This window comes from Streptomyces sp. XY006, from assembly GCF_002237655.1.
In the GTDB taxonomy this organism is placed as follows: Bacteria; Actinomycetota; Actinomycetes; order Streptomycetales; family Streptomycetaceae; genus Streptomyces; species Streptomyces levis.
Map to the genome: position 1 here is coordinate 183,188 of NZ_NOKT01000012.1, position 24,117 is coordinate 207,304.

Genomic DNA, 24,117 nt, shown 5'->3' on the forward strand with positions numbered 1-24,117 from the left:
ATGACGCGAGAAGTGACCCAAGTGCCGCACCGGAACGACGACTGCCGCCCCACCACCCCGTGGCAGCGGTTCGCGGAGGCGTTCCGGGCGCGGCGATCACGACGCCACGAACACGCGCCGCCGACGAGTGATACCGAGTCCCCGGCACCGGAGCCGGTGCCGGGGGCGAACACGCTGTGGCGGATGCGGACCACGGTGAAGGACGAACCGGGATCGCTGGCCGCCCTGTGCGCGGCCCTGGCCGGACACCGGGTCGACATCCTCAGTCTCCAGACGCATCCGCTGGCCGCGGGCACGGTGGACGAGTTCCTGCTGCGGGCCCCGGGCGAACTGCCGGCCTCCGCGATCATCACGGCGGTCTCGTCGGCCGGCGGCAGCGACACCTGGATCGAGCGGGCCGACGCGCACGACCTGGTGGACGCGCCGACCCGGGTCCTCTCCCTCGCCGCCCGCACCGCCCTGGACGCGGCCGAACTGCCGCTGGCGCTGCGCCAGTTGCTGGGCCGCTGCACCATCCGCTCGCGGCCCGCGCCGGCCGGCGGCGTGCGCGGGCCGGGAGGGCTTCCCGTGGAGGGCGCCCTCGACGACACGGTGATGCGGCTGCGCGCCCCGGAGGGCGGAGTGATCACCGTCGAGCGGCCCTATCTGCCGTTCACGCCGACCGAGTTCGCCCGGGCCCGGGCCCTGGTCGAGCTGGACGCCCGGCTCGGCCCGCGCGTCCCGCGCGGCCGGGACGTGCTGACCCTCGCCGAGGGCAGCGACATCACCGTACGGCGGGCCGACCCGCGTGATCTCGAAGCGGCCAGGGCCATGCACGACCGGTGCTCGGCGCACACGCTGCGGCTGCGCTACCACGGCCCGGTCGGTGACGCGGACCGGTACCTCAACCACCTGCTGAGCCCGCGGTTCGGCCGCACCCTGGCCGTGCAGACGGCCTCCGGGCGGATCGTCGGGCTCGGTCACCTCCTGTGGGACGGGGACGAGACGGAGGTCGCGCTGCTCGTCGAGGACGCGTGGCAGCGGCGGGGTGTGGGCGCGGAGCTGCTGGGACGGCTGGTCGCGCTGGCCCGCGAAGCCGGGTGCGCGAGTGTGTACGCCGTGACGCAGGCGTCCAACACGGGGATGGTCGCCGCGATGCGGGGGCTCGGGTTGCCGCTCGACTACCAGGTCGAGGAGGGGACGCTGGTCATCACGGCGCGGCTGGACGAAGCCGTGGTGACGACCGGTGCGGAGGAGCTGGGGAGCGCCTCCGCATCGTAGGGGCGTGCCTCAGTGGGCGGGCGCGGGTGCGCGGTGGCCGGTCGCGCCGTTCCCCGCGCCCGTTTCGCAGCGCTTCAGGGCCTGGTCGAGATCCGACCAGAGGTCGTCCACGTCCTCCAGGCCCACGGACATGCGCAGCAGACGGTCGCCGACACCGGCTCCCCTGCGGTCCTCCGCGTCCACGATGCGGTGGCTGATGGACGCCGGGTGCTGGATGAGGGTGTCGACACTGCCGAGGCTCACCGCCGGGGTGATCAGGCGGACCCCGGCGATGACCTCGTGCGGGTCGCCGTGGACCTCGAAGGCGACCATGGCGCCGCCGATGCGGGGGTAGTGCACGCGGGCCACGCGCGGGTCGGCGGTGAGACGGCGGGCGAGTTCGGCCGCCGTGGCGGAGGCGGCCCGCACCCGGACGGGCAGGGTGGACAGGCCCCGCAGCAGCAGATAGCCGGCCAGCGGGTGCAGCACCCCGCCCGTCGCGAACCGCACCTGCCGCAGCCGGCCCGCGAACTCCTCGTCACACGCGACCACGCCGGCCAGCACGTCCCCGTGCCCGCCGAGGTACTTGGTGGCGCTGTGCAGCACAAGACGCGCCCCCTGCTCCGCCGGGCGCTGGAGCACCGGCGTGGCGAAGGTGTTGTCCACCAGCAGCGGCACCGAGCCGCAGGCGTGCGCCACGGCCCGCAGGTCGACCTCGGCCAGGGTCGGGTTGGCCGGGGACTCGACCAGGACCAGACCGGTGTCCGGGCGCAGCGCGTCGGCGACACCGGCCGGGTCGGTCCAGGTGACCTCGGAGCCCAGCAGCCCCGCGGTCAGCAGATGGTCGCTGCAGCCGTACAGGGGTCGTACGGCGACGACGTGGCGCAGGCCCATCGAGCCGCGCACGAGGAGGACGGCGCTCAGCGCGGCCATGCCGCTGGCGAAGGCGACCGCCGCCTCGGTGCCCTCCAGGCGGGCCAGCGCGGTCTCGAAGCGGGCGACGGTCGGGTTGCCCAGCCGTCCGTACACCGGCGGGCCGTCCGGCTCGGCACCGGTGGCGGCGAAGGCGTCGATGCGGGCGGCCTCGCCGCGGCTGTCGTACGAGGGGTAGGTGGTGGACAGGTCGATCGGCGGGGCGTGCAGGCCCTGCCGGGCCAGGTCGTCCCGCCCGGCGTGCACGGCCTCGGTGGCGAGTGCTCGGGGTGCGGTGCGTACGTCGTCGTGCGCGTCCATGCTCGCTGTGTCCATGACGGCAGGGTGAACACCGGACGGGTTCTCCGGGCCGGACCCCGTGCTACGTTCGGCCGATGGCCGAATCTGTCGTACTGGACCCGGTGGACCTCCATCTGCTGCGGCTGCTGCAGAACGACGCCCGGGCGACGTACCGGGACCTCGCCGCGCAGGTCGGGGTGGCGCCGTCGACGTGCCTGGACCGGGTGGCCCGGCTGCGCCGCTCGGGGGTGATCCTGGGGCACCGGCTGGAGCTGGATCCGGCCAAGCTGGGGCGTGGCCTGGAGGCCCTGCTGTCGGTGCAGGTCAGACCGCACCGGCGGGAGCTGGTCGGGCCGTTCGTGGAGCGGATCCGGTTGCTGCCGGAGTCGCGGACCGTCTTCCATCTGACCGGCCCGGACGACTACCTGGTCCATGTCGCGGTCGCCGACATGGCCGATCTGCAGCGGCTCGTGCTGGACGAGTTCACGGCGCGGCGGGAGGTGGCGCGGGTGGAGACCCGGCTGATCTTCCAGCAGTGGGAGTGCGGGCCGCTGCTGCCGCCTTCGCCCACGGCTCAATCCGCGTGACGTGCGCGGTGCGCCGTACGAGGATGGCCGCATGTCTGAGATCAAGAGCCCGCTGCCCCGTCAGGTCGCCGACGCGTATGTCGACGAGCTGATCGCCCTCGACCCCATCACCGGCACGTTCCTCGGCGCGCCGGAGAGTTCCAGCAGGCTGCCCGACACCTCCCCCGCGGGCCAGGAGGCGCTCGCGGAGCTGGCCCGCCGGACGCTGGCCCGGCTGGACGAGGCCGAGCGGCTGCCCGGCGCCGACAGCGACATCGAGCGCCGCTGCGCCCGGCTGCTGCGTGAGCGGCTCACCGCCGAACTGGCCGTGCACGAGGCCGACGAGAGCCTGCGCTCGGTCAGCAACCTCAGCTCCATCGCCCACGCGGTGCGCCAGGTGTTCACCGTGACGCCGGCGCAGACGGAGCAGGACTGGACGGCGATCGCCGAGCGGCTGCGCGGGGTCCCGGCCGCCCTGGAGGGCTACCGGGAGTCCCTGGCGCTCGGTCTGGAGCGCAAGCTGTACGCGGGGCCCCGTGCCACGGCCACGTTCGTGGAGCAGCTCGGCGAGTGGGCGGACGCGGACGGGCAGGGCCACGGCTGGTTCGAGCAGTACGCGGCGGCCGGACCCGAGTCGCTGCGGACGGAGCTGGACTCGGCGGCCCGCGCGGCCACCGGGGCCGTGGTGGAGCTGCGGGACTGGATGCGGGACGTGTACGCGCCGGCGATCGAGGGCGCGCCGGACGTGGTCGGCCGGGAGCGGTACGCGCGCTGGGTGCGGTACTTCAACGGCACGGACCTCGACCTGGACGAGGCGTACGCCTACGGCTGGTCCGAGTACCACCGCCTTCTCGGCGAGATGAAGGCCGAGGCGGAGAAGATCCTGCCGGGCGCGGCCACGCCGTGGGTGGCCCTGGCCCACCTCGACGAGCACGGGACGCACATCGAGGGCGTCGACGAGGTGCGCGACTGGCTGCAGGGCCTGATGGACGAGGCGATGGACGCGCTGGACGGCACGCACTTCGACCTGGCCGAGCGGGTGCGCCGGGTGGAGTCGCGCATCGCGCCTCCGGGGAGCGCCGCGGCCCCCTACTACACGCCGCCGTCGGACGACTTCTCCCGGCCGGGCTGCACCTGGCTGCCGACCATGGGCAAGGACCGCTTCCCGGTCTACGACCTGGTGTCGACCTGGTACCACGAGGGCGTGCCCGGCCATCACCTGCAGCTGGCGCAGTGGAAGCACGTGGCGCAGGACCTGTCCCGCTACCAGGCGAGCGTCGGCATGGTGAGCGCCAACGCCGAGGGCTGGGCCCTGTACGCGGAGCGGCTCATGGACGAGCTGGGCTTCCTGACCGACGCCGAGCGCCGGCTGGGCTATCTGGACGCCCAGATGATGCGGGCCGTACGCGTGATCATCGACATCGGCATGCACCTGGAGCTGACGATCCCGGACGACTCGCCCTTCCACCCCGGGGAGCCCTGGACGCCCGAGCTGGCGCAGGAGTTCTTCGGCGCGCACAGCAGCCGGCCGGCGGACTTCGTCGAGAGCGAGCTGACGCGCTACCTGTCGATGCCGGGCCAGGCCATCGGCTACAAGCTCGGCGAGCGGGCCTGGCTGCTGGGCCGCGAGAAGGCCCGCGAGCGCCACGGCGACGCCTTCGACCCGAAGGCGTGGCACATGGCGGCGCTGTCCCAGGGCTCACTGGGGCTGGACGACCTGGTGGACGAGCTGTCGCAGCTGTAGCGGTCCCGCCGGTGCTCCCGGGGCCGCGTCACCGGGCGGGTGCCGGTCCGTCGTGGCCGGCCGCGCAGTTCCCCCGCGCCCCGGGGACGCGTCCTCAGCGCGGCGCCACGAGGCGCAGCCGGACGAGGTCCAGCCAGGTCTCCGGGCCGGGCTGGACCCGTGCCGCGCCGACCGCGTAGGTGCCCGGTTCCAGGGCGACCCGGACCTGGTCGGCGCCGGTGAGGCCGGTCCCGGGCCAGGCCGCGTCGAAGAGCCGGACGGGGCCGGGGACCTGCCAGGTCAGCTCCGGTCCCCACGCAGCCGTGGCGGCGGCCGAGGGGACGCTCGCCAGCACGTCCTCCTCGGAGTCGGCCGCGCACCAGCGGACGAACAGACCGTGCCCGGGCAGGTACGCCGTCGCGGCCGGTTCGTCGCCCAGGACGAGGGCGGTGCCGTCGCCGACCGGGAGCAGCCCGGCCTGTCCGTCCACCTCGCAGGCCCGGTCGTAGTCCGACGCCGTCTCCTCGCCGTCGGCGCCCGCCCAGAACGGCAGGACCGTCTCGGGCACCGCTATCAGCGGCCCGCCGCCCGACTCCACCCACTCCACGACGCCCGGTTCCGCGTATCGCACCATGACGCAAGAACCTACAGGGTCAACTCGCGGCAAAAACAAGGGGGTTCAGCAGCCGCAGTCCCCGGCCGCCACGGGCGCCGTCAGCGGGTCCGGCTCGCGGCGCCCGGGTCCCTGCCAGGTCTCGAACGCGAGGCCCTCACGCACCCAGTACTCGAACCCGCCGAGCATCTCCTTGACCCGGTAGCCGAGTTCGGCGAGGGCGAGGGCCGCCCGCGCGGCGCCGTTGCAGCCCGGGCCCCAGCAGTACGTCACGACCGCGACGGCAGGGTCGAGGAGCCGGCCGGCCTCCTCGGCCACCGAGGCGGTGGGCAGGTGCAGGGCGCCGGGGACGTGGCCCTGGTCCCAGGCCTCGGTGGAGCGGGAGTCGACGAGGACGAAGCCGGGGTCGTCGCCGGACGCGAGCGCGGCGGCGACGTCGGAGACGTCGGTGTGGAAGGCGAGAGAGGCGCGGAAGTGGGCGGCGGCCTCGGCCGGGGCGGCGGGGGCGACGCGCAGAACGGGGTTCACGGTGGTGGTCATGACCAAGAAACTACGGCCGCCGACGCGCTCCCAGAAGTGATGATCCGCTGCGTTCCGCTTGATCCGCCGGGGATTCCCCTGCTATTCCTCGGTGATGACCGCGTATTCCCCGGACGCCACCGACTGGCGCATCCTCGACGTCCTGCAGCGTGAGGGCCGGGCCAGTTTCGCCGAGCTGGCCCGAGCCGTCTCCATGTCCGCGAGCGCGGTCACCGAACGGGTGCGGCGGCTGGAGGAGGCCGGCGTCATCCAGGGCTACGCGGCGGTGGTCGACCCGGAACGGCTCGGTCTGCCGATCCTGGCGTTCGTGCGCCTGCGCTATCCGACCGGCAACTACAAGCCCTTCCACGACCTCGTCGCCGCGACGCCGGAGATCCTGGAGGCGCACCACGTCACGGGCGACGACTGTTTCGTCATCAAGGTGACGGCCCGCTCGATGCGCCACCTGGAGGAGGTGTCCGGGAAGATCGGGGCGCTGGGCTCGGTGACGACGAGCGTGGTGTACTCCTCGCCCCTCCCCCGGCGCCCCCTGGGCCGCTGACTCAGCCGGTGCCGCGCTGCCGCAGCACCGAACCGGACCGGCCCTTGACGACCTCCAGTTGCGCGTGGATACGCCGCCGCAGGTCGGGCACGTGGCTGACGATGCCCACGCTGCGGTCGCGTTCGCGCAGCGCGTCGAGGACGTCGAGGACCTCGTCGAGGGTCTGGTCGTCGAGGCTGCCGAAGCCCTCGTCGATGAAGAGGGTGTCCAGCCGCACCCCGCGCGCCTCGTCCGTCACGACGTCCGCGAGGCCGAGGGCGAGGGCGAGGGAGGCGAAGAACGTCTCGCCGCCCGACAGCGTCGCCGTGTCGCGTTCGCGGCCGGTCCAGGCGTCGACGACGTGCAGTCCGAGCCCGCTGCGGCCGCGTCCGGTGCGGTCGTCGGAGTGGACGAGGGTGTAGCGGCCGGAGGACATGCGCAGCAGCCGCACGGTCGCCGCGGCGGCGACCTGTTCCAGCCGCGCGGCCAGGACGTACGACTCCAGGCGCATCCGGCGTTCGTTGTCCGCCGAGGTGCCGGCCGTGAGCCCGGCCATGCGGGCGACCCGGTCGTGCTCCTCGCGCAGCGGGGCGAGCCGGCGCACGGCCTCGGCCGCCCGGGCGGAGAGCCGGTCGAGTTCGGCGCAGCGCCGGCCCGCGGCGTCGTGGGCGGAGGCGGCCTCGCGCACCCGGCGGGCGGCCAGGTCGGCGGCCCGCTGCGCCGACTCGACGTCGGCGGGCGGCTGCTGGGCCGCGGCGGCCGTGTCGGCCTCGGCGAGGACGGCCCGTACGGCGGCCTCCTCGGTCTGCCACGCGTCGAGCCGGTGCTGCAGGTCACGGTGGGCGGCGGGGTCGAGCAGCGCGTCGGCCGCCGCCTGCGGGGTCTCGAAGCCGGCCCGGAAGGCGGCGTCGGCGAGGCGGGCGTCGGCGTCCTTCAGCCGCTGGGCGGCGTCCTCGGCGGCCCGGGCGGCGTCGGCGGCGTCCGTGAGCAGTGCGGTACGCCGCTGCAGTTGCGCGGCCCGCGCGGCGACGCTGTCCAGGGCGCCCCGCGCGAGGTCCAGTTCCTCCTGGAGGGCGGCGCGTTCGCGGTCGAGGCGCTCGCGGTGACCGACCCGGGCGGCGGCCCGGACGGCGGCCTCCTGCCGGGCGGCGACCCGTCGCTCGTGTTCCTGCCCGGCCGCTCGCAGCCGCTCCTGCGCGGCGTGCAGTTCGGCGGCGCCCGCGCGGGCGTGCGCGTACTGCTCCTCCAGCTCCTCGGCTTCCCGGGCGAGCTGCGCGGTGGGGGTGTCACCGGCCTCGGCGGTGGCGGCGGCCAGCGCCTCGCGGACGACACCCAGCCGCCGTTCGTGCTCGGCGCGCTCGTCGTCGGCGCGCCGGTAGGCGGCGAGCGCCCGCTCCTCCGCCTCGCGGTCGACGTGCCCGGCGACCCTGCGGGCGGGGGCGGGGTGCTCGGTCGCGCCGCAGACGGCACAGGGCTCCCCGTCGGTGAGCTGCGCGGCCAGTTCGGCGGCGATGCCGGTCAGGCGCTGTTCCTTGAGGTCCAGCCAGTGCTGCTGGGCGCGCAGCGCCGCCTCCTGCGCGGAGCGGACCTGCTCGACGGCGCGGTCGGTGTCCTCGGCGAGCTGGTCACGCAGCCGGGCGGCCTTCAGGCGCTGCCGCGCCGGTTCGCGCCGGACGGCGAGCTGTTCGGCGAGGGAGGCGGCCCGCTGCGCGGCGTCGACCCGGTCCTGGAGGGCGGCGCGGGTCTCGTCCCAGCCGTCGAGCCAGGCTTCGGCCTCCTGGAGAAGGTCGGCGTCGGCGCGCTCCTGGCGGTCCAGGCCGGTGCGTTCGGTGTGGAGTTCGGCCAGGCGGCGTTCGGCGCGGCGGGCGGAGTCCAGTCCGCCCAGTTCCTCGGCCGCCCGGCGTGCGGCGGCGGCGAGTCCGGCCGCGCCCTCGGCGGCGAAGCGCTCGGGCAGCAGGGCCCGCGCGTGTGCCTCGGCGTCGGCCGTCCGGCGGTGTTCGGCCTCGGCGGACTCCCGCAGGTCCAGGGCGGGGGCGACGGCTTCGGCCTTGCGGGCCCGCTCCATGAGTGCCTGTGCCTGACGGTAGGCCTCGGCGCCCTGTTCCAGCAGGGCCGCCTTCTCCCGCGCGTCGGCGAACCGCCGCTGCAGCCGGGCGAGTTCGCGGGCGTCGTCCAGGGCACGGCCGGTGGCGGCCTGCGCGGACTCGGCGGCGGCGAGCCGGCACGCGGCGACGGTGAGCTGCTCGCGGGCGGTGCTGCGGGCGACGGCGGCCGCGCTCAGCACGGCCTCGGCGAGCCCGGGTTCGCCGGGGGCCAGCTCCGGCAGCTCCATGGCGTCGCCCGCGGCCTGCTGCATGCGGTGGGCGTCGGCGAGCAGGGCGGCGTCGCCGTCGCGGACCCGGGTCTCGGTGGCCCGGCGGCGTTCGGCGAGGCGCTTCTCCACGTCGGCGAAGCGGCGGGTGTCGAAGAGGCGGCCCAGCAGTTTGCCGCGGGCCTCGGCGTCGGCGCGCAGGAACCGGGCGAAGTCCCCCTGGGGCAAGAGCACGACCTGGCAGAACTGCTCCCGGCTCATGCCGAGCAGCTGGGTGATCTCCTCGCCGATCTCCTGGTGGGAGCGGCTGAGGTCCTTCCAGCTCCCGGCCGTGGCGTCGTACTCGCGCAGCCAGGTCTGGGCCTTGTCCACCGTGGTGCCCGTGCCGCGTTTCTTGGGGCGCTCCCAGGGCGGCTGGCGGGTGATCTCCAGGCGGCGTCCGGCGACGGTCAGTTCGAGGGTGACCTCGGTGCGGGTGGCGGGGGCGGCGTGGTCGCTGCGCAGGGTGGTGCCCTGCCCGCCGCCCTGCCGGGCGCCGGGGACCGAGCCGTAGAGCGCGTAGCACACGGCGTCCAGGACGGACGTCTTGCCCGCGCCGGTCGGTCCGTGCAGCAGGAACAGCCCGGCCGCCGACAGCTCGTCGAAGTCGACGGTCTGGGTGCCGCCGAAGGGCCCGAAGGCGGTGACCGCGAGCCGGTGGAGCCTCACCGGGCCACCTCCCGCACGGCCTCGTCGGAGCGCACCGCGTCGAAGGCGTCGCGCAGGACGCCCTGTTCGTGCGCGTCGGGCCCGGCGCCGCGCACATGGGCGACGAAGTCCTCGGCGATCTGCTGGTCGCTGCGGCCGGCGAGGCGGCGTGCGTAGGACACCTCCGGGTCGTCCCCGGAGCGGTCGGGGTCGAAGACCAGGCTGAGCGTGTGCGGGAAGCGCTCGGCGAGCCGGGCCATCGGGTCCGCCGGCCGGACGGGGTCGGTGAGCGTCGCCTCGACCCACGCCTCCTCGTGCCGGGCCAGGGCGGGGTCGGCGAGGAGGTCCTCCAGGGCGCCCCGGATCCGGGCCAGGGGGCGCGGCACCGGGCAGTCGACGCGCTCGGCGGTGACCGAGCCGTCGGCGGCGAGGTCGACGAGCCACATGCTCTTGCGGTGCGCGGCCTCCGAGAAGGAGTAGGGCAGCGGGGAGCCGGAGTAGCGGACGCGGTCGGTGAGGGTCTGGCAGCCGTGCAGATGCCCGAGCGCCACGTAGTCGACGCCGTCGAACACGCCGGCGGGCACCGCGGCGACGCCGCCGACGGTGATGTCCCGTTCGCTGTCGCTGGGTTCGCCGCCGGTGACGAAGGCGTGCGCGAGGACGACGGAGCGGGTGCCGGGGGCGCGGCCGGCGAGGTCGGCGCGGACCCGGTCCATTGCGGCGGCGAGCACGGCCTCGTGGCCAGCCTTCTCCACCCCGAACTCGTCCTTCACCAGGGCCGGTTCGAGATAGGGCAGTCCGTAGAAGGCGACGTCCCCGTGCGCGTCGGACAGCACCACGGGGGTGCCGGCGGCCGACGGCTCGGTCCGCAGATGGATGCCGGCCCGTCCGATCAGGCCCGCGCCGACGCCCAGCCGGCGGGCCGAGTCGTGGTTCCCGGAGATCATCACGGTCGGCACACCGAGGTCCGCGAGGCGGTGCAGGGCGTCGTCGAACAGCTCGACCGCGGCGAGCGGCGGCACCGCCCGGTCGTACACGTCTCCCGACACCAGCACCGCGTCCACGGCCCGCTCCCGCACGGTCGTGACGAGGTGGGCGATGAACTCGGCCTGCGCCCCGAGCAGGTTGACCCGGTGGAACGCCCGGCCGAGGTGCCAGTCGGAAGTGTGCAGCAGTCTCATGATCCCCCGAGACTATCCGCCGGGCCTGACAGCACGGGCGGTTACTCCCGTATCGACCGTCATCTCCCGCCACGAGCGCGCCCGTTATGACCGCTTAGGGGTGGAACGTCAGGCGTCTCCGTAGGCCTCGCCGCCCGGCTCGAAGCGGGCCGTGCCGGATGTCACGTCGGCGAGCCAGGCCTTGAAGGGCGCGACCTCCGCGTCCGGGAGGGCGATCTCGATGGTGACCGCCTCGGCGTAGCGCACGTCCCGGACCTCGCGTCCGCCGGCGCGCAGGTCGTTCTCCAGCTTCCCGGCCCGCTGGTGGTCGACGGTGACGGTGGCGAGGCGGAACCTGCGGCGGGTGCGGGTGCCGACGGCGTCCAGGGCCTCGCCGACCGCCCCGCCGTAGGCCCGGATGAGACCGCCCGCGCCGAGCTTGATGCCGCCGTAGTAACGGGTGACGACGGCGACGACGTACCGCATGTCGCGGCGCAGCAGCATCTGGAGCATGGGGACGCCGGCGGTGCCGCCGGGTTCGCCGTCGTCGGAGGCCTTCTGGACGGAGGCGTCGGCGCCGATGACGTAGGCCCAGCAGTTGTGGGTGGCGTCGGCGTGCTCCTTGCGGACCGCGGCGATGAACGCCTGGGCCTCCTGCTCGGTGGCCGCAGGTGCCAGGGCGCACAGGAAGCGGGAGCGGTTGACCTCGGTCTCGTGTACGCCCGCGCGGGCGACCGTGCGGTATTCGTCCTGCATCGGGCCAGCCTAAGCCCCTGGTCAGGGGCGACGGCCCGGCCGGTACCGCCGCCGGCGCCGCGGGCTAGGAGTGCGCCACGACCTCACCGGCCGTGACCTGGGGCGGCTGGGGCAGCAGCTCGGCGAGGCGGTCCCGGACGAACGCCGCCGCGCGCTCGGTCGACGCCTCGGCGCCGGCGCGGTCCCGGAAGACGCCCGTCGACAGCATCACACCGCCCCCGGCGTCGACGAAGTAGTAGGCCACGAAGCCGTCGACGTCACGGATGAGCGGGACGAACTCCTCGTTCACCCGCCGTCCCGCCTCGGCCGGGTCGGTCACGCCTTCGTACCGTCGCACCACCGCGTGCATGGCAGGTCTCCTCTTGGGTCGCAGGGCCGTTCCTCGCAGACGGCGTACCCGTGAGGGGGGACGCGACGGCCCGCCGTCCGGCTCACGTCACCGGAAATACGCCTTTTCGGTACGCCGAACGGCGGCTACTTCTTCGCGCCCCGGGGCACCGTCACGGACGTCAGCAGGGCCGTGCCCGGGGCGAGGTCCCGCCAGGTCGTGCCGCGCCAGGACAGGACGGCGATCGCCGCCGTGGGGAACTTGGTGCGGACCCGTTCCAGGGTGTCGTCGAGGCCGTCGCGCGCCAGGGCGAGGATCAGTTCCTCCAGGCCCGGGTTGTGGCCGATCAGCAGCAGCGTCTCCACCTCCGGGGGCACCTCGCGCACCACGGTCAGCAGACCGGCGGGCCCGGCGGCGTACAGGCGCCGGTCGTGGCGGACCGGCGGGGGCGTGCCCCACTCGGCGGCGGCCAGTTCCCAGGTGCGGCGGGCGCGTACGGCGGTGGAGCACAGGGTGAGGTCGGGCAGGCAGTCGGCCTCGGCCAGGGCCCGTCCGGCGGCGGGGGCGTCGCGGCGGCCGCGGGGGGCCAGCGGGCGTTCGTGGTCGGCGACGTCCACGGGCCAGGCGGACTTGGCGTGCCGCAGCACGACCAGGCGGCGCAGCGGGCCGGCGCCGGCACGGTCGATCATCAAGAGCTCCCCAGGTCGCGGGTGAGGTCGAGGCCGAGGAGGCGGTCGGCGTGGGCGTAGGTCTCGAAGCGGGCGCCGTCCGGCAGTTCCGGGTCGCTCTCCACCCGGCGCAGCACCTCCAGCACCGCGGGCACGTCGAGGTCGTCCTCCCAGGCGTGGCGCAGCCGTCCCCGCACCTCGTCGGGGACGGGCCGCGACGGGCTGCGGGCCCACCGGGCGACCGCGGCGCGCCAGCGGGTGAGGGTGGCGGCGGCTGCGGCCAGGGCGGCCTCGTCCAGCCGGATGCCGGCGCTGTGGTGGCGGGTGAGCAGGGCGAGCCGCAGGACCGCGGGGTCGGCGGGGTCCGGCGGGCCGGGCAGCACCGGCGCGACGGCGATCCGCACCCCGTCCGGTCCCGTCGCGCCCTCGGCCGCGACGTGGATGGCCTGGGCCTCGCCGAGTCCGGCGCCGACGTCGTGGCTGTCCTCGAAGGGGCGGATGCCGAGGGCCGTGGCCCGGGCCAGCAGCTCGGCCTGGCGGTGGCCGCCGGTCAGCAGGGCCCACACGGGCGTGCCGCCGATCTCCAGCGCCCGGACGAGGAGGTCCGCGACGAGCAGCACCCGCAGGTGTGTCGTGTCGGAGCCGGGCGCGTGCGCCTCGACTCGCGTCAGGCCCCGGCGGGCCGGGGCGGCGTCGGCCGGCTCGCCGGTACGGGCGTCGATGATGCGCAGCACGAGGCGAGCGTAGGCGGGTGGGCGCGGGCGCGCAGTCATGCGCGCCGTTTTCCGGACACCCCGGGGCGGCCGTCGCTCAGTCCAGCGTGCCCAGGAACCGCACGTGGGGGCGCCCCTCGGGGCCGTCCGTGCGGACGGCGGCCCGCACCCCGTACACCTCGGCGATCAGCTTCTCGGTGAGGACGTCGGCCGGGGTCCCGCCCGCGACGACCCGTCCCGCGCACAGCACGACGACCCGGTCGCAGTACATCGCCGCGAGGTTGAGGTCGTGCAGCGCGACGACGGTGGTGACCGGCAGCCGCGCGACCAGGGCGAGCAGGTCGAGCTGGTGGTGGATGTCGAGGTGGTTGGTGGGCTCGTCCAGGAGGAGTTCGCGCGGTTCCTGGGCGAGCGCGCGGGCGATCTGGACCCGCTGGCGTTCGCCGCCCGAGAGGGTGTGCCAGCGCCGGCCGGCCCGGTCGGCGAGGGCGGTGCGCTCCAGGGCGGTCCGCACGGCCCGTTCGTCGTGCGGCGAGGCCGAGGCCCAGGCCCTGCGGTGGGGGATGCGCCCCAGCCGTACGACGTCCTCGACGGTCAGCTCGACCTGGGTGTCCGCGTGCTGTTCGACGACGGCGAGGCGACGGGCGACCGTGCGGCGGGGCAGGTCTCCCAGGGGCGTGCCGTCGAGGGTGACGACTCCCGCGGTCGGCCGGAGCAGCCCGGCCAGCAGCCGCAGGAGCGTGGACTTGCCGGAGCCGTTGGGGCCGAGGACGCCGAGCGTGGAGCCGGGCTCCGGCGCGAGGACGACGTCGTCGAGGATCAGCCGCCCGTCGGCCCGGCGCCCGACCCGCTCGGCCCGCAGCCCTTCGCCCCGGGGCTCACCCGGTCCGACCACCACCCCGACAGCACGGCCGACGCCCTGCCCGGTCATCCCGACCTGCTCGGCGCAAGCGGCCTGCCCGGCTCGCCCGGCTTGCCCCGCTTGCCCAGCGCAATCGGCCTGCCCGGCTTGCCTCGCCCCCTCGGCCCTCTTGGCCCCCTGGTCGGCGTCGCCCGCCGGTGCCCCCGTCCCGCTCACCGTGTCCTCCGCGTCCGGTACAGCACGGCCACGAACGCCGGTACTCCGATCAGGGACGTCACCACACCCACCGGCACCTCCCGCGGATCGAGCACGGTCCGGGCCAGCGTGTCGACCCACACCAGGAAGACGGCACCGGCCAGTGCCGTGACTGGCAGCAGCCGGACGTGCCCGGGCCCGCACAGCGCCCGGGCCGCGTGCGGCAGGACCAGCCCGACGAAGCCGATCGCCCCGGCCGAGCTGACCAGCGCCGCCGTGAGCAGGGCCGTGACGCAGAGCAGCACCAGGCGGGTGCGGGCCACGGACACCCCGAGCGCGGCCGCCGCTTCCTGCCCGAAGGCGAAGGCGTCGAGGGTACGGGCGTACGCGAGGCACACCACCAGCGCCACGGCCAGCACGGCCCCGCACAGCCACACGTCGGTCCAGCCGGCGCCACCGAGCGAGCCGAGCAGCCAGAACAGCACGCCCCGGGTGGTCTCGGCGTCGGCGGAGGTCAGCACCACGAAGGACGTGAGCGCCGAGAACAGCTGCATGGCGGCGACCCCGGCGAGGACCACCCGGTCGGTGGTGCCGCCCAGGGTGTGGCTGAGCAGCAGCACCAGCGCGAAGGAGACCAGCGCCCCGAGGAAGGCTCCCGAGGAGACGGAGAGCGCGCCGCCGCCCACGCCGAGCACGACGACCAGGACCGCGCCGGTGGAGGCGCCCGAGGAGACCCCGAGCACGAACGGATCGGCGAGCGGGTTGCGCAGCAGCGACTGCATCACCGCCCCGCACATGGCGAGTCCGGCCCCGCACACGGCGGCGAGCAGGGTGCGCGGCAGCCGCAGCTGCCAGACGATGCCGTCCCGGATCGGTGTCAGGTCCGAGGTGCCGAGGCCGAGATGGGCGGCCACGACCGACCACACGTCGCCGACCCCGATGTCGGCGGGGCCGATGGTGAGGGCCACGGCGAGGGAGACGACGAGCGCGAGCACCCCGGCGGCGCCCAGGGCGAGCCCCGCCCCGCGGCGGGGCGGGGGCCCGGCGTCCCGAACCCCGCGGCGGGGCCGGGCGTCCGGAGCGCCCGGGGCGGTCACTTCACCAGCCCGAAGCGGCGCAGTGCCGCGACGACGCGTTCCACGCCCTCGACCGTGCGGATGGTCGGGTTCATGGCCTGCCCGCTGAGCAGTACGTACCGCTTGTGCCGGACCGCGTCCATGTTCCTGGTGGCCGGGTTGGACTCCAGGAAGGCGATCTTCCTCGCGGCCGACTCGGCGGTCTGCGACTTGCGGGTCAGATCGCCGATGACGAGGACGTCGGGGTCGCGGTCGGCGACCGTCTCCCAGTTGATCTGCGGCCACTCCTCGTGCGTGTCGTCGAAGACGTTCCGCGCGCCCAGGGAACGGGTGATGATGCCGGGCGCCCCGCAACAGCCCGCCATGTAGGGCGACTCGGAGTTGGCGAACCAGTACAGGAGGGTCACGTCGGAGGCGTCGACGCCCGCGGTGGCCTTCTCCATCCGCTGCCGGAGGGAGGCCACGAGCTCGTCGCCGCGCTCCGGCACGCCGAAGACGGCCGCGAGGTCCCGCACCTCGCCGTAGATGGTGTCCATGCCGAGGGCCTTGGCGCGCGCGCCGTCACCGCCGCCCGAGTTGTCCTTGCCGGCGCAGTCGGACGGTGAGACGTAGGTGGGGACGCCGAGCTTTGCGAACTGCTCGCGGGTGGCGACCCCGCCCTGGCCGAGGGTGGAGACGAAGGACGCGGCGACGAAGTCCGGGTCCGCGTCCAGGACCCGCTCGAAGGAGGGGTTGTCGTCGGCGATGCGCGGCACGCGGGCGTTGGCCTTCTCCAGCCCCTTCATCACGGGATCGGTCCAGGTGGCGGTGCCCGCGAGGCGGTCGGCGAGACCGAGCGAGAGCAGGATCTCGGTGGTGCCCTGGTTGAGGGAGACGGCGTGCCGCGGCGGGGCCTCGACCCGCACCTCCTGGCCGCAATTGCGCAAGGAGACGGCGGCGGCCTTCGCGGAGGCGGGCTCGGCGTCGCCGCAGCCGGTCAGGAGCAGGGAGCCGGCCGCGAGCAGCACGGCGGCACGGGCGGGCGGGGCGAGGGGCACGGGGAACCAGTCCTCAGTCGTCGAGGGCCCGATCGCGGAGCCCGGTCGTACGGTGCTCCCCCGCCGCGCACCGGCCGCGGGGGCCGCCAGCAGGTCTTCGGACTCGGGTTCACCCGGAACGGAGCGCCTTCCCGGACGTCCGTGCAGGAGTCCAGTGGCCGAGGCCCCGCCCGTCCCCCTCACCGCTGCGCGTCAGTTCCGGATTCGCACCGGATTCCCTGACCCACGTACATGGGTTCGACTGGCCTCGGCAAGCTATCACGGCGGCTCGGCGGGGAATCACCGCGCGTCCCGCGTCGTTGCCGGGACAGCACTTCGTTCACGACGTTCCGAGGAGGCCGCCGGTGTACGGCGACGAGGCAACGGTCCGCAGGATCCTCAACGAGCTCGGCGACACCTGGGCCGTGGTGGGCCTGTCGTCGAACCGGCAGCGCGCGGCGTACGGCGTCGCGGCCGTGCTCCAGCGCTTCGGCAAGCGCGTCGTGCCGGTGCACCCGAAGGCCGAGACGGTGCACGGCGAGCAGGGGTACGCGAGCCTGGCGGACATCCCCTTCGACGTGGACGTCGTGGACGTCTTCGTCAACAGCGAGCTCGCCGGAGCCGTCGCGGACGAGGCGGTCGCCAAGGGCGCCAAGGGCGTCTGGTTCCAGCTGGGCGTCGTCGACGAGGCGGCGTACGAGCGCACCCGCGCCGCCGGTCTGGAGATGGTGATGGACCGCTGCCCGGCGATCGAGATCCCGCGGCTTCCCCAGGGCGGCGCGCAGGGTTCCTGAGGCGCTTCCCGGACGGGCGCCCCGAACGTGCCCGTCCCCCGGGGCCGGCCTCCATAATGAGCGGCATGACCGAGCTCCCGCCGCTCGCCGGCTCCGGCGCCCCAGCACGCTTCCCGGTCGTGGTCGTGGGCGCCGGCCCCGCGGGGCTGACCGTCGGGAACATCCTGCGGGCCGCCTCGGTGGACTGCCTGGTGCTGGAGACCGGGACCCGGGAGTTCATCGAACAGCGGCCCCGGGCCGGGGTCATCGAGGAATGGGCCGTGCGGGGCCTGGAGAAACGCGGCCTCGCCCGCAACCTGCTGGACCGGGCGGAACTGCACACCGCCTGCGAGTTCCGCTTCGACGGGGAGCGCTACCGCTTCCCCTACGGCGAACTGACGGGCAGCCACCACTTCGTCTACCCGCAGCCGCTGCTCGTGACGGACCTGGTCCGCGAGTACGCCGACGTGCGCGGCGGCGAGATCCGCTTCGGCGTCCGGGACGTACGGCTCCACGACCTCGACTCCGACCGGCCCTCGGTGTCGTACGTCTGCCCCGACACGGGTGAACGGCAGGTCGTGCGGGCCGCCTTCGTCGCCGGGTGCGACGGGGCGCGCGGGGTGACCCGGGCGTCGCTGCCCCCGGACCGGGTGCGGATCGCCCGGCACGACTACGGCATCGGCTGGCTGGCCCTGCTGGCCGAGGCCCCGCCGTCCACGGACTGCGTGCTGTTCGGCTGTCATGCCCGCGGCTTCGCCGGGCAGATGCCGCGCAGCCCGGAGGTGACCCGCTACTACCTGCAGTGCCCGCCGGGCGACGATCCGGAGAACTGGCCGCACGAGCGCGTCTGGGCGGAGCTCCGGGAGCGGCTCGGGGCGTCCGGCGCGCCGCCACTGACGGAGGGGCGGCTCATCGAGAAGCGCGTGCTGGACATGCACGACTACGTGGTGGAGCCCCTGGTGCACGGCCGGCTGTACCTCGCCGGCGACGCGGCCCACCTGGTCGCCCCCATCGCCGCCAAGGGCATGAACCTCGCCCTGCACGACGCCTTCCTGCTGGGTGACGCCCTGGTGGACCGTCTGACCCGGGGTGAGGACGGCGGTCTGGCCGGCTATGCCCGGGCAAGTCTGCGGCGCGTGTGGGACTACCAGGAGTTCTCCCACTGGCTGTCCGAGGTGTACCACGGCACTGCGGCGGGCGATCCGTTCCGCGCGGGCACCACGCTGGCCCGGCTGCGCCGCCTGTTCACCTCGCCCGCCGCGGCGGCCGCCTTCGCCGAGCAGTACCTGGGGACGGCCGCGCGGTACTGACCTCAGTCGTGCGCGGGATGGTCGCCGAGCCGGTGATCGGCCACGTTCAGCGCCTCGTCCACGAGCCTGCGCAGATGGCCGTCGCGCAGTGAGTAGACGACCCGGCGGCCTTCCTTCCGGGTGTTCACCAGGCCCGCGAGCCGCAGGCGCGCCAGGTGCTGGCTGACGGCCGGACGGGCCGCCCCGCACGCCTCGGTGAGCGTCGTGACGTCGGCCTCTCCCCCGGTCAGGGCGTGCAGCAGGGCGAGCCGGGTCCGGTCGCCGAGCAGCGCGAGGAGTTCGGCGGCGAGCGCGAACTGCTCCTCGCCGGGGCTGCGCGGGTGCGCATGGTGCGCAGGTGACAGGTGCATGCGTGCGCTCATACGCACATAATGGCGCCAGGGACGCGCACGCGTCCACTCACCCGCACCGGAAGGGACCCCCGTGAGCGACCGGCACGAGCACTCCCACCCCCACGACCACGACCACGCCCATCACCGTGGCCGCAGTCATGACGACGACCCTGGTCACGATCACGGCCACGACCACGACCACGGCCACGGCCACCGGCACGGTCTGCGCCACCGCCTGGGGCACCTGCTCACCCCGCATTCCCACGAGACGGCCGACAAGGTCGACTCTGCCCTGGAGTCCTCGGCGCGCGGGATGCGGGCGCTGTGGGTCTCGCTCGCGGTGCTCGGCGCGACGGCGCTGGCGCAGGCGTTCGTGGTGGCCGCCTCCGGTTCGGTGGCGCTGCTCGGGGACACGGTGCACAACACGGCGGACGCGCTGACGGCCGTGCCGCTCGGCATCGCGTTCGTGCTGGGGCGGCGGGCGGCCACGCGCCGTTTCACCTACGGCTACGGCCGCGCCGAGGACCTGGCGGGCCTGGTGATCGTGCTGACGATCGCCGCGTCGGCGGTCTTCGCCGGATGGACGGCGGTCGACCGTCTGCTCGACCCCCGACCGGTGGAGCATGTCCCGGCGGTCGCCGTGGCCGCGCTGGTGGGGTTCGCGGGCAACGAGTGGGTGGCCCGCTACCGCATCCGCGTGGGCCGCGCGATCGGTTCGGCAGCGCTGGTCGCCGACGGGCTGCACGCCCGCACGGACGGTTTCACGTCCCTGGCCGTGCTGCTGGGCGCCGGTGGCTCGGCGCTGGGCCTGCAGTCGGCCGACCCGCTCGTCGGCCTGGCCATCACGGCGGCGATCGCGCTGGTCCTGCGGGACGCGGCACGGGAGGTGTTCCGGCGGGTGCTGGACGCCGTCGACCCGGCCCTGGTCGACCGGGCCGAGCGGGCGCTGGCCGGGGTCCCCGGCGTGCGCGGGGTGGGTGAGCTGCGGCTGCGCTGGATCGGCCACCGGCTGCGCGCCGAGGTGGCGGTCGTGGTGGACGGCGAGGCGACGGTGCGCGAGGCCCACCGGATCGCCGTCGACGCCGAGCACGCGCTGCTGCACGCGGTGCCCCGCCTCACCGCGGCGCTGGTGCACGCCGACCCGGAACCGGCCCCCGGCGAGAGCGACCCCCATCTGCCGCTCGCGCACCACACGGCGGCGTAGGTCAGGAGAGCCCGAGCCCCTCCAGGACCACCGCGCCCGGGAGTTCCGCGAACGCCTTGCCCGGCACCAGGAGCTTGCCGCGCCGCCGGCCGCTGCCGACGAGCACGTACGGCAGGTCGACGACGGCGGCGTCCACCAGCACGGGCCAGCCGTCCGGCAGGCCGAGCGGGGTGATGCCGCCGTACTCCATGCCGGTCTCGCCGGTCGCCGTGTCCATGGGGGCGAAGGACGCCTTGCGGGCGCCGAGCCGGCGGCGCACGGTGGTGTTGACGTCGACCCGCGTGGTGGACAGCACGACACAGGCGGCGAGCGTGGTCTCGCCGCCGCGCTTGCCGGAGACCACCACGCAGTTGGCGGACTGCTCCAGCAGCTCGCGGCCGTAGTGCTCCACGAAGGTGGCCGTGTCGGCCCATTCCGGCTCGGTGTCCACGTAGAGGATCCGCTCGGCCGGGACGGCACCCTGCCAGTGGCGTACGGCCTCGGCGACCGGGCCGGTGAGTTCGTCGAGGCAGTGGGGCGCCGGGCGGGCGTCGTCGAAGTGTCCGATGGGTGCGCGCATGGGCCGCACGCTAACAACTTCCGGCCGCCTTCGGCCGGTCGTCTCAGGGCACGGGCGGCACCGAGACGGCCATGACCATCTCCATCGGCACCTCGCCGGTGTTGCCGTAGGTGTGGGAGACGCTGGCCTCGAAGTGGACGGTCGCGCCCGCGGGGACGCGGTGCTCGACACCGTCGACGGTGAGCGTCAGCTCGCCCGCCGTGACGTGGAGCAGTTCGGTCGTGCCGGCGGGGTGCGGGTCCGAGGCGCTGCTCTCGCCGGGCATGAGCCGCCAGTCCCACATCTCCAGCGGGCCGGGCGCCTCGGTGCCGGCGAGCAGCCGGTTGTAGCTGCCGGCGTCGGTGTGCCACAGCCGTACGGCCTGCTCGGCGGGGACGATGCGGACGTTCGGGCCCTGCTCGTGTTCCAGCAGGGTGGTGATGCTGACGCCGAGCGCGTCGCCGATCTTGACGACGGTGCCGAGGCTGGGGTTGGTGCGGGCCTGCTCGATCTGGATGAGCATGCCGCGGCTGACGCCCGCGCGGGCGGCGAGCACGTCCAGGGTGAAGCCGCGCACCGCGCGCCAGTGCTTGACGCTGCGCGCCAGGGACTGGGTCAGCAGGTCGAGGTCCGACACATTCCGTCCAATATTCTGTATGACACAGTGCAACAGGATGCACTATGGTGTGGTTGACCTGATCGTTCACTGAACTGTACTGCGAGGCCCGAGTCCCATGACAGCGCTCTTCGCCCTGGCCACCAGCGTGCTGTGGGGGCTGGCCGACTTCGGCGGCGGTCTGCTGACCCGGCGCACGCCCGCGCTCACGGTGGTCGTCGTGTCCCAGTCGATCGCGGTGGCCGTGCTGGGCGTGGTCGTCGTGGCGACCGGCGGCTGGAGCGAGGCGGGCCCGCAGCTGTGGTTCGCCGTGGCGGCGGGTCTGGTCGGGCCGGTGGCGATGCTGGCCTTCTACAAGGCGCTCGCGCTGGGCCCCATGGGCGTGGTCTCGCCGCTCGGCTCGATCGGCGTGGCCGTGCCGGTCGGGGTGGGTCTGGTGCTGGGCGAGCGTCCCGGCCTGCTGCAGTTCGTGGGCATCCTGGTGGCCGTCGCCGGGGTCTGCCTCGCGGGCGGGCCCCAGTTCCGGGGCGCTCCGGTGCAGCGCCAGGCCATCGCGCTGACCCTGCTCGCGGCGTTCGGCTTCGGCGCGGTGATGGCACTGATCGCCGAGGCCTCGACGACGCTGACGGGCCTGTTCCTCGCGCTGTTCGTGCAGCGGGTGACCAACGTCGCCGCCGGCGGCCTGGCGCTGTACGTCTCGGTGCGGCGCGGCGCGCCCGCCCTCCCGGCGGACGGTTTCCCGTGGCGCACGCTGCCGGCCCTCGCCTTCGTCGGCCTCGCGGACGTCGCCGCCAACGGCACCTACTCGATCGCGGCCCAGCAGGGCCCGGTCACCGTGGCGGCCGTCCTCGCCTCGCTCTACCCGGTGGTGACGGCCGTGGCCGCGCGGGGGTTCCTGCGCGAGCGGCTGCGGGCGATCCAGGCCGCGGGCGCGGGACTGGCCCTGGTCGGGACGGTCCTGCTGGCGTCGGGCTGAGCCGGCCGGCTCAGGAGCCCGGCTCCAGCTCCGCGAGACCGGCCGCCGCCTCCTCGTCCAGCTCGGCCAGCCGGGCCGCCGTCTCCTCGTCGAGTTCCGACAGCGCCCGCAACTGCTCGGGGGTGACGCCCTCCGGGATCGGCACCGGCGCCGGGGTGCGCAGCGGCGGCTGCCAGCCGTCGGCCGGGGTCCAGCGCCGTACGACGCGGGCCGGCGCGCCCGCCACCACCGCGTGGTCCGGCACCGCGCCCCGCACCACCGCGCCCGCGGCCACCACCACGTTCCGCCCGATCCGCGCCCCGGGCAGGATCACCGCTCCCGTGCCGATCCAGCAGCCGGTGCCGATCTCCACCGGCTCCATCCGCGGCCACTGCTTGCCGATCGGCTGGTGCGGGTCGTCGTAGGAGTGGTTCGTGGACGTGACGTACACGTACGGGCCGAAGTAGCAGTCGCTGCCGATCGTGACGGTGGTGTCCGCGATGACGTGGCTGCCGCGGCCCAGGACGACGCCGTCGCCGATGCGCAGGATGGGGTCCGGGCCGAGGTCGAGGTCCGGCATCAGACCGGCGGTCAGGGTGACCTGCTCGCCGATGATGCAGTGGGAGCCGAGGTGGATCCAGGGCTCGCCGAAGACCGTGCCGAGCGGGAACGCCAGCCTGGTACCTGTTCCCATCGCGCCGAAGCGGTAGCGCCCCGGGTGTTCGGCGGTCACGGAGGCCGTGCGCTGCAGCCAGGCCCAGCCCGCGTGGACGGCGCGCTGTGTGAGGCCCCGCCGCCAGGATGAGAACGTGTTCTTGCGCTTCGGCACGAGCTCACCGTACTCAGCGGACCGAGCGCGCAGCGGGCCGAGGGCCTGTGATCTTCGCCCTACCGCGTGGCGTACGGTGCGGGGTGTCCACGACATCTCAGGAGGCGGGCATGGCACAGCGGGCGATGATCACTGGGATCGGCGGCAGGGAGCCGGAGATCGACGAGACGGCGTTCGTGGCGCCGACGGCGTCGGTGATCGGCGGCGTGACGCTGGGCGTCGGCGCGAGTGTCTGGTACGGGGCCGTGCTGCGCGGGGACGTCGAGTCGATCTCCGTCGGGGCGAGCAGCAACGTGCAGGACAACTGCACGCTCCACGCCGACCCGGGCTTTCCCGTCACGGTCGGCGAGCGGGTCTCCATCGGGCACAACGCGGTGGTGCACGGGGCGACGGTCGAGGACGACTGCCTGATCGGCATGGGGGCGACCGTGCTGAACGGGGCCGTGATCGGCGCCGGGTCGCTGGTCGCCGCGCAGGCGCTGGTCCCGCAGGGGATGGTCGTGCCGCCCGGGTCGCTGGTCGCCGGGGTCCCCGCGAAGGTCCGGCGGGAGCTGTCGGAGGAGGAGCGGCAGGGCGTCACCCTGAACGGCACGATGTACGCCGAGCTGGCGAAGGCGCACCGGGATGTGCACGCATAGGCGGTGCGGCGGGTGCGGCGCCTCGGGGGCTGATCGCGCCGTTGCCCCTCAGGGAACCTGAGGCTCCGCCGCTGCTTCCAGGTTCTGGTTCGCCTTCTTCGCCCTGCGCTTGATCAGCAGCATGGAGGTCAGGCCCACCAGGACCGCCGCCACCAGGCCCAGCCACGAGAAGCGCTTCAGCCAGGACTCCGCGACGACGCCCACGTAGTAGATGACCGCCGTCGTGCCGCCGGCCCACAGGATGCCGCCGAGGACGTTGGCGATGGCGAACTTCCAGTACGGCATGCGCAGCACGCCGGCCAGGGGGCCCGCGAAGATGCGCAGCAGGGCGACGAAGCGGCCGAAGAAGACGGCCCACATGCCCCACTTCTCGAAGGAGCGCTCGGCGGTGGCGATGTGGCCCTCGCTGAAGTGCCGCGGGAACTTCTTGCCCAGCCAGGCCAGCAGGGGCCGCCCGCCCTTGCGGCCGATGGCGTAGCCGATCGAGTCGCCGATGATCGCACCGGCCGTGGCGCTGGCGCCGAGGACGACGGGGTCGATGTCCCCGTGCTGGGAGGCGAGCAGCGCGGACGAGACCAGGATGATCTCGCCCGGCAGCGGGATGCCCAGGCTCTCCAGGCCGATGACCACGCCGACCAGCGCGTAGACGGCGACCGCGGGTACGGTTTCGAGCCATTCCTGGACGTGCAAAGCCGGTTCCTCTCCCTGTGCTTCCCTGCGGGCCCCCGGGAAGCCTA

26 protein-coding genes and 1 riboswitch are annotated in these 24,117 nt (G+C 74.7%); of the genes, 9 read left to right on the forward strand and 17 right to left on the reverse strand.

The window, feature by feature from the left end; translation table 11 throughout:
* Nucleotides 1–1,260 (forward strand): GNAT family N-acetyltransferase, encoded by a 1,260-nt coding sequence (locus tag CHR28_RS16210; protein WP_094054346.1) that lies wholly within the window; start codon nucleotides 1–3, stop codon nucleotides 1,258–1,260.
* 9 nt (nucleotides 1,261–1,269) lie between these two features.
* Here the strand turns inward: CHR28_RS16210 and CHR28_RS16215 are convergent, their stop codons facing one another.
* Entirely contained in the window at nucleotides 1,270–2,487 is a 1,218-nt protein-coding gene (locus CHR28_RS16215) for a trans-sulfuration enzyme family protein (RefSeq protein ID WP_094054347.1), read from the reverse strand.
* 59 nt (nucleotides 2,488–2,546) lie between these two features.
* Here CHR28_RS16215 and CHR28_RS16220 point away from each other — a divergent pair, with 59 nt between their 5' ends.
* The gene (locus CHR28_RS16220) at nucleotides 2,547–3,038 is read left to right on the forward strand and encodes an Lrp/AsnC family transcriptional regulator (protein ID WP_094054348.1); all 492 of its coding nucleotides are present in this window, start codon (nucleotides 2,547–2,549) and stop codon (nucleotides 3,036–3,038) included.
* A gap of 31 nt (nucleotides 3,039–3,069) precedes the next feature.
* A complete protein-coding gene (locus CHR28_RS16225; protein ID WP_094054349.1) occupies nucleotides 3,070–4,761 on the forward strand; it encodes a DUF885 domain-containing protein in 1,692 nt (563 codons plus the stop codon).
* Between the two features lie 94 nt (nucleotides 4,762–4,855).
* On the opposite strand, the gene CHR28_RS16230 is transcribed toward CHR28_RS16225, so the two are convergent.
* Both CHR28_RS16230 and CHR28_RS16235 read right to left on the reverse strand, forming a co-directional pair.
* Nucleotides 4,856–5,374: an immunity 21 family protein gene (locus CHR28_RS16230; protein WP_094054350.1), complete on the reverse strand. Its 519-nt coding sequence runs from the start codon at nucleotides 5,372–5,374 to the stop codon at nucleotides 4,856–4,858.
* 45 nt (nucleotides 5,375–5,419) lie between these two features.
* Nucleotides 5,420–5,893: a rhodanese-like domain-containing protein gene (locus tag CHR28_RS16235; RefSeq protein ID WP_094054351.1), complete on the reverse strand. Its 474-nt coding sequence runs from the start codon at nucleotides 5,891–5,893 to the stop codon at nucleotides 5,420–5,422.
* Between the two features lie 94 nt (nucleotides 5,894–5,987).
* On the opposite strand from CHR28_RS16235, the gene CHR28_RS16240 reads away from it, so the two are divergent.
* Complete coding sequence (locus tag CHR28_RS16240) at nucleotides 5,988–6,434, forward strand: Lrp/AsnC family transcriptional regulator (RefSeq protein WP_094054352.1); 447 nt, start codon at nucleotides 5,988–5,990, stop codon at nucleotides 6,432–6,434.
* A gap of 1 nt (nucleotide 6,435) precedes the next feature.
* Here the strand turns inward: CHR28_RS16240 and CHR28_RS16245 are convergent, their stop codons facing one another.
* From CHR28_RS16245 to CHR28_RS16285, 9 genes are all read right to left on the reverse strand, one after another.
* Nucleotides 6,436–9,432: an AAA family ATPase gene (locus CHR28_RS16245; RefSeq protein WP_094054353.1), complete on the reverse strand. Its 2,997-nt coding sequence runs from the start codon at nucleotides 9,430–9,432 to the stop codon at nucleotides 6,436–6,438.
* Nucleotides 9,429–10,592: an exonuclease SbcCD subunit D gene (locus CHR28_RS16250; RefSeq protein WP_094054354.1), complete on the reverse strand. Its 1,164-nt coding sequence runs from the start codon at nucleotides 10,590–10,592 to the stop codon at nucleotides 9,429–9,431. The genes CHR28_RS16245 and CHR28_RS16250 overlap by 4 nt, the downstream gene beginning before the upstream one ends.
* Nucleotides 10,593–10,700: 108 nt before the next feature.
* A complete protein-coding gene (locus tag CHR28_RS16255) occupies nucleotides 10,701–11,327 on the reverse strand; it encodes a YigZ family protein (RefSeq protein WP_094054355.1) in 627 nt (208 codons plus the stop codon).
* A gap of 64 nt (nucleotides 11,328–11,391) precedes the next feature.
* Entirely contained in the window at nucleotides 11,392–11,676 is a 285-nt protein-coding gene (locus tag CHR28_RS16260; protein ID WP_094054356.1) for a hypothetical protein, read from the reverse strand.
* A gap of 125 nt (nucleotides 11,677–11,801) precedes the next feature.
* Nucleotides 11,802–12,344 carry a SixA phosphatase family protein gene (locus tag CHR28_RS16265; protein WP_094054357.1) on the reverse strand — a complete coding sequence of 181 codons (543 nt, stop codon included), beginning with the start codon at nucleotides 12,342–12,344 and terminating at the stop codon, nucleotides 11,802–11,804.
* Complete coding sequence (locus CHR28_RS16270; protein ID WP_094054358.1) at nucleotides 12,344–13,096, reverse strand: hypothetical protein; 753 nt, start codon at nucleotides 13,094–13,096, stop codon at nucleotides 12,344–12,346. The genes CHR28_RS16265 and CHR28_RS16270 overlap by 1 nt, the downstream gene beginning before the upstream one ends.
* A gap of 37 nt (nucleotides 13,097–13,133) precedes the next feature.
* On the reverse strand, nucleotides 13,134–13,967 hold the full coding sequence (locus CHR28_RS16275) for an ABC transporter ATP-binding protein (protein WP_094054359.1): 834 nt from the start codon (nucleotides 13,965–13,967) through the stop codon (nucleotides 13,134–13,136).
* A 143-nt stretch (nucleotides 13,968–14,110) separates the two neighbouring features.
* On the reverse strand, nucleotides 14,111–15,190 hold the full coding sequence (locus tag CHR28_RS16280) for a FecCD family ABC transporter permease (protein WP_373453360.1): 1,080 nt from the start codon (nucleotides 15,188–15,190) through the stop codon (nucleotides 14,111–14,113).
* Nucleotides 15,187–16,206, reverse strand: coding sequence for an ABC transporter substrate-binding protein (locus CHR28_RS16285; RefSeq protein ID WP_094054360.1), 1,020 nt, complete (start codon nucleotides 16,204–16,206; stop codon nucleotides 15,187–15,189). Before CHR28_RS16285 ends, CHR28_RS16280 begins: the two co-directional genes overlap by 4 nt.
* 71 nt (nucleotides 16,207–16,277) lie before the next feature.
* Nucleotides 16,278–16,467, reverse strand: a riboswitch (cobalamin riboswitch).
* Nucleotides 16,468–16,550: 83 nt separating this feature from the next.
* On the opposite strand from CHR28_RS16285, the gene CHR28_RS16290 reads away from it, so the two are divergent.
* The gene (locus CHR28_RS16290; protein WP_094054361.1) at nucleotides 16,551–16,979 is read left to right on the forward strand and encodes a CoA-binding protein; all 429 of its coding nucleotides are present in this window, start codon (nucleotides 16,551–16,553) and stop codon (nucleotides 16,977–16,979) included.
* Nucleotides 16,980–17,044: 65 nt separating this feature from the next.
* On the forward strand, nucleotides 17,045–18,268 hold the full coding sequence (locus CHR28_RS16295; protein ID WP_094054362.1) for a 4-hydroxybenzoate 3-monooxygenase: 1,224 nt from the start codon (nucleotides 17,045–17,047) through the stop codon (nucleotides 18,266–18,268).
* A 2-nt stretch (nucleotides 18,269–18,270) separates the two neighbouring features.
* Here the strand turns inward: CHR28_RS16295 and CHR28_RS16300 are convergent, their stop codons facing one another.
* The gene (locus CHR28_RS16300; protein WP_179272463.1) at nucleotides 18,271–18,630 is read right to left on the reverse strand and encodes an ArsR/SmtB family transcription factor; all 360 of its coding nucleotides are present in this window, start codon (nucleotides 18,628–18,630) and stop codon (nucleotides 18,271–18,273) included.
* A gap of 61 nt (nucleotides 18,631–18,691) precedes the next feature.
* Here CHR28_RS16300 and CHR28_RS16305 point away from each other — a divergent pair, with 61 nt between their 5' ends.
* Nucleotides 18,692–19,804 (forward strand): cation diffusion facilitator family transporter, encoded by a 1,113-nt coding sequence (locus CHR28_RS16305; protein ID WP_094054364.1) that lies wholly within the window; start codon nucleotides 18,692–18,694, stop codon nucleotides 19,802–19,804.
* A 1-nt stretch (nucleotide 19,805) separates the two neighbouring features.
* Here CHR28_RS16305 and CHR28_RS16310 read toward each other — a convergent pair whose 3' ends face one another.
* Both CHR28_RS16310 and CHR28_RS16315 read right to left on the reverse strand, forming a co-directional pair.
* Complete coding sequence (locus tag CHR28_RS16310) at nucleotides 19,806–20,363, reverse strand: YbaK/EbsC family protein (RefSeq protein WP_094054365.1); 558 nt, start codon at nucleotides 20,361–20,363, stop codon at nucleotides 19,806–19,808.
* Nucleotides 20,364–20,406: 43 nt separating this feature from the next.
* Nucleotides 20,407–20,979, reverse strand: coding sequence for a helix-turn-helix domain-containing protein (locus CHR28_RS16315; RefSeq protein ID WP_094054366.1), 573 nt, complete (start codon nucleotides 20,977–20,979; stop codon nucleotides 20,407–20,409).
* A gap of 97 nt (nucleotides 20,980–21,076) precedes the next feature.
* Between CHR28_RS16315 and CHR28_RS16320 the strand changes: the two genes are divergently transcribed.
* On the forward strand, nucleotides 21,077–21,934 hold the full coding sequence (locus tag CHR28_RS16320; protein WP_094054367.1) for a DMT family transporter: 858 nt from the start codon (nucleotides 21,077–21,079) through the stop codon (nucleotides 21,932–21,934).
* 10 nt (nucleotides 21,935–21,944) lie between these two features.
* Here CHR28_RS16320 and CHR28_RS16325 read toward each other — a convergent pair whose 3' ends face one another.
* On the reverse strand, nucleotides 21,945–22,742 hold the full coding sequence (locus CHR28_RS16325) for an acyltransferase (RefSeq protein WP_094054368.1): 798 nt from the start codon (nucleotides 22,740–22,742) through the stop codon (nucleotides 21,945–21,947).
* A 110-nt stretch (nucleotides 22,743–22,852) separates the two neighbouring features.
* Here CHR28_RS16325 and CHR28_RS16330 point away from each other — a divergent pair, with 110 nt between their 5' ends.
* Nucleotides 22,853–23,380 carry a gamma carbonic anhydrase family protein gene (locus tag CHR28_RS16330; protein WP_094054369.1) on the forward strand — a complete coding sequence of 176 codons (528 nt, stop codon included), beginning with the start codon at nucleotides 22,853–22,855 and terminating at the stop codon, nucleotides 23,378–23,380.
* A gap of 48 nt (nucleotides 23,381–23,428) precedes the next feature.
* Here CHR28_RS16330 and CHR28_RS16335 read toward each other — a convergent pair whose 3' ends face one another.
* Complete coding sequence (locus CHR28_RS16335; protein WP_094054370.1) at nucleotides 23,429–24,070, reverse strand: DedA family protein; 642 nt, start codon at nucleotides 24,068–24,070, stop codon at nucleotides 23,429–23,431.
* Nucleotides 24,071–24,117 lie beyond the last annotated feature (47 nt).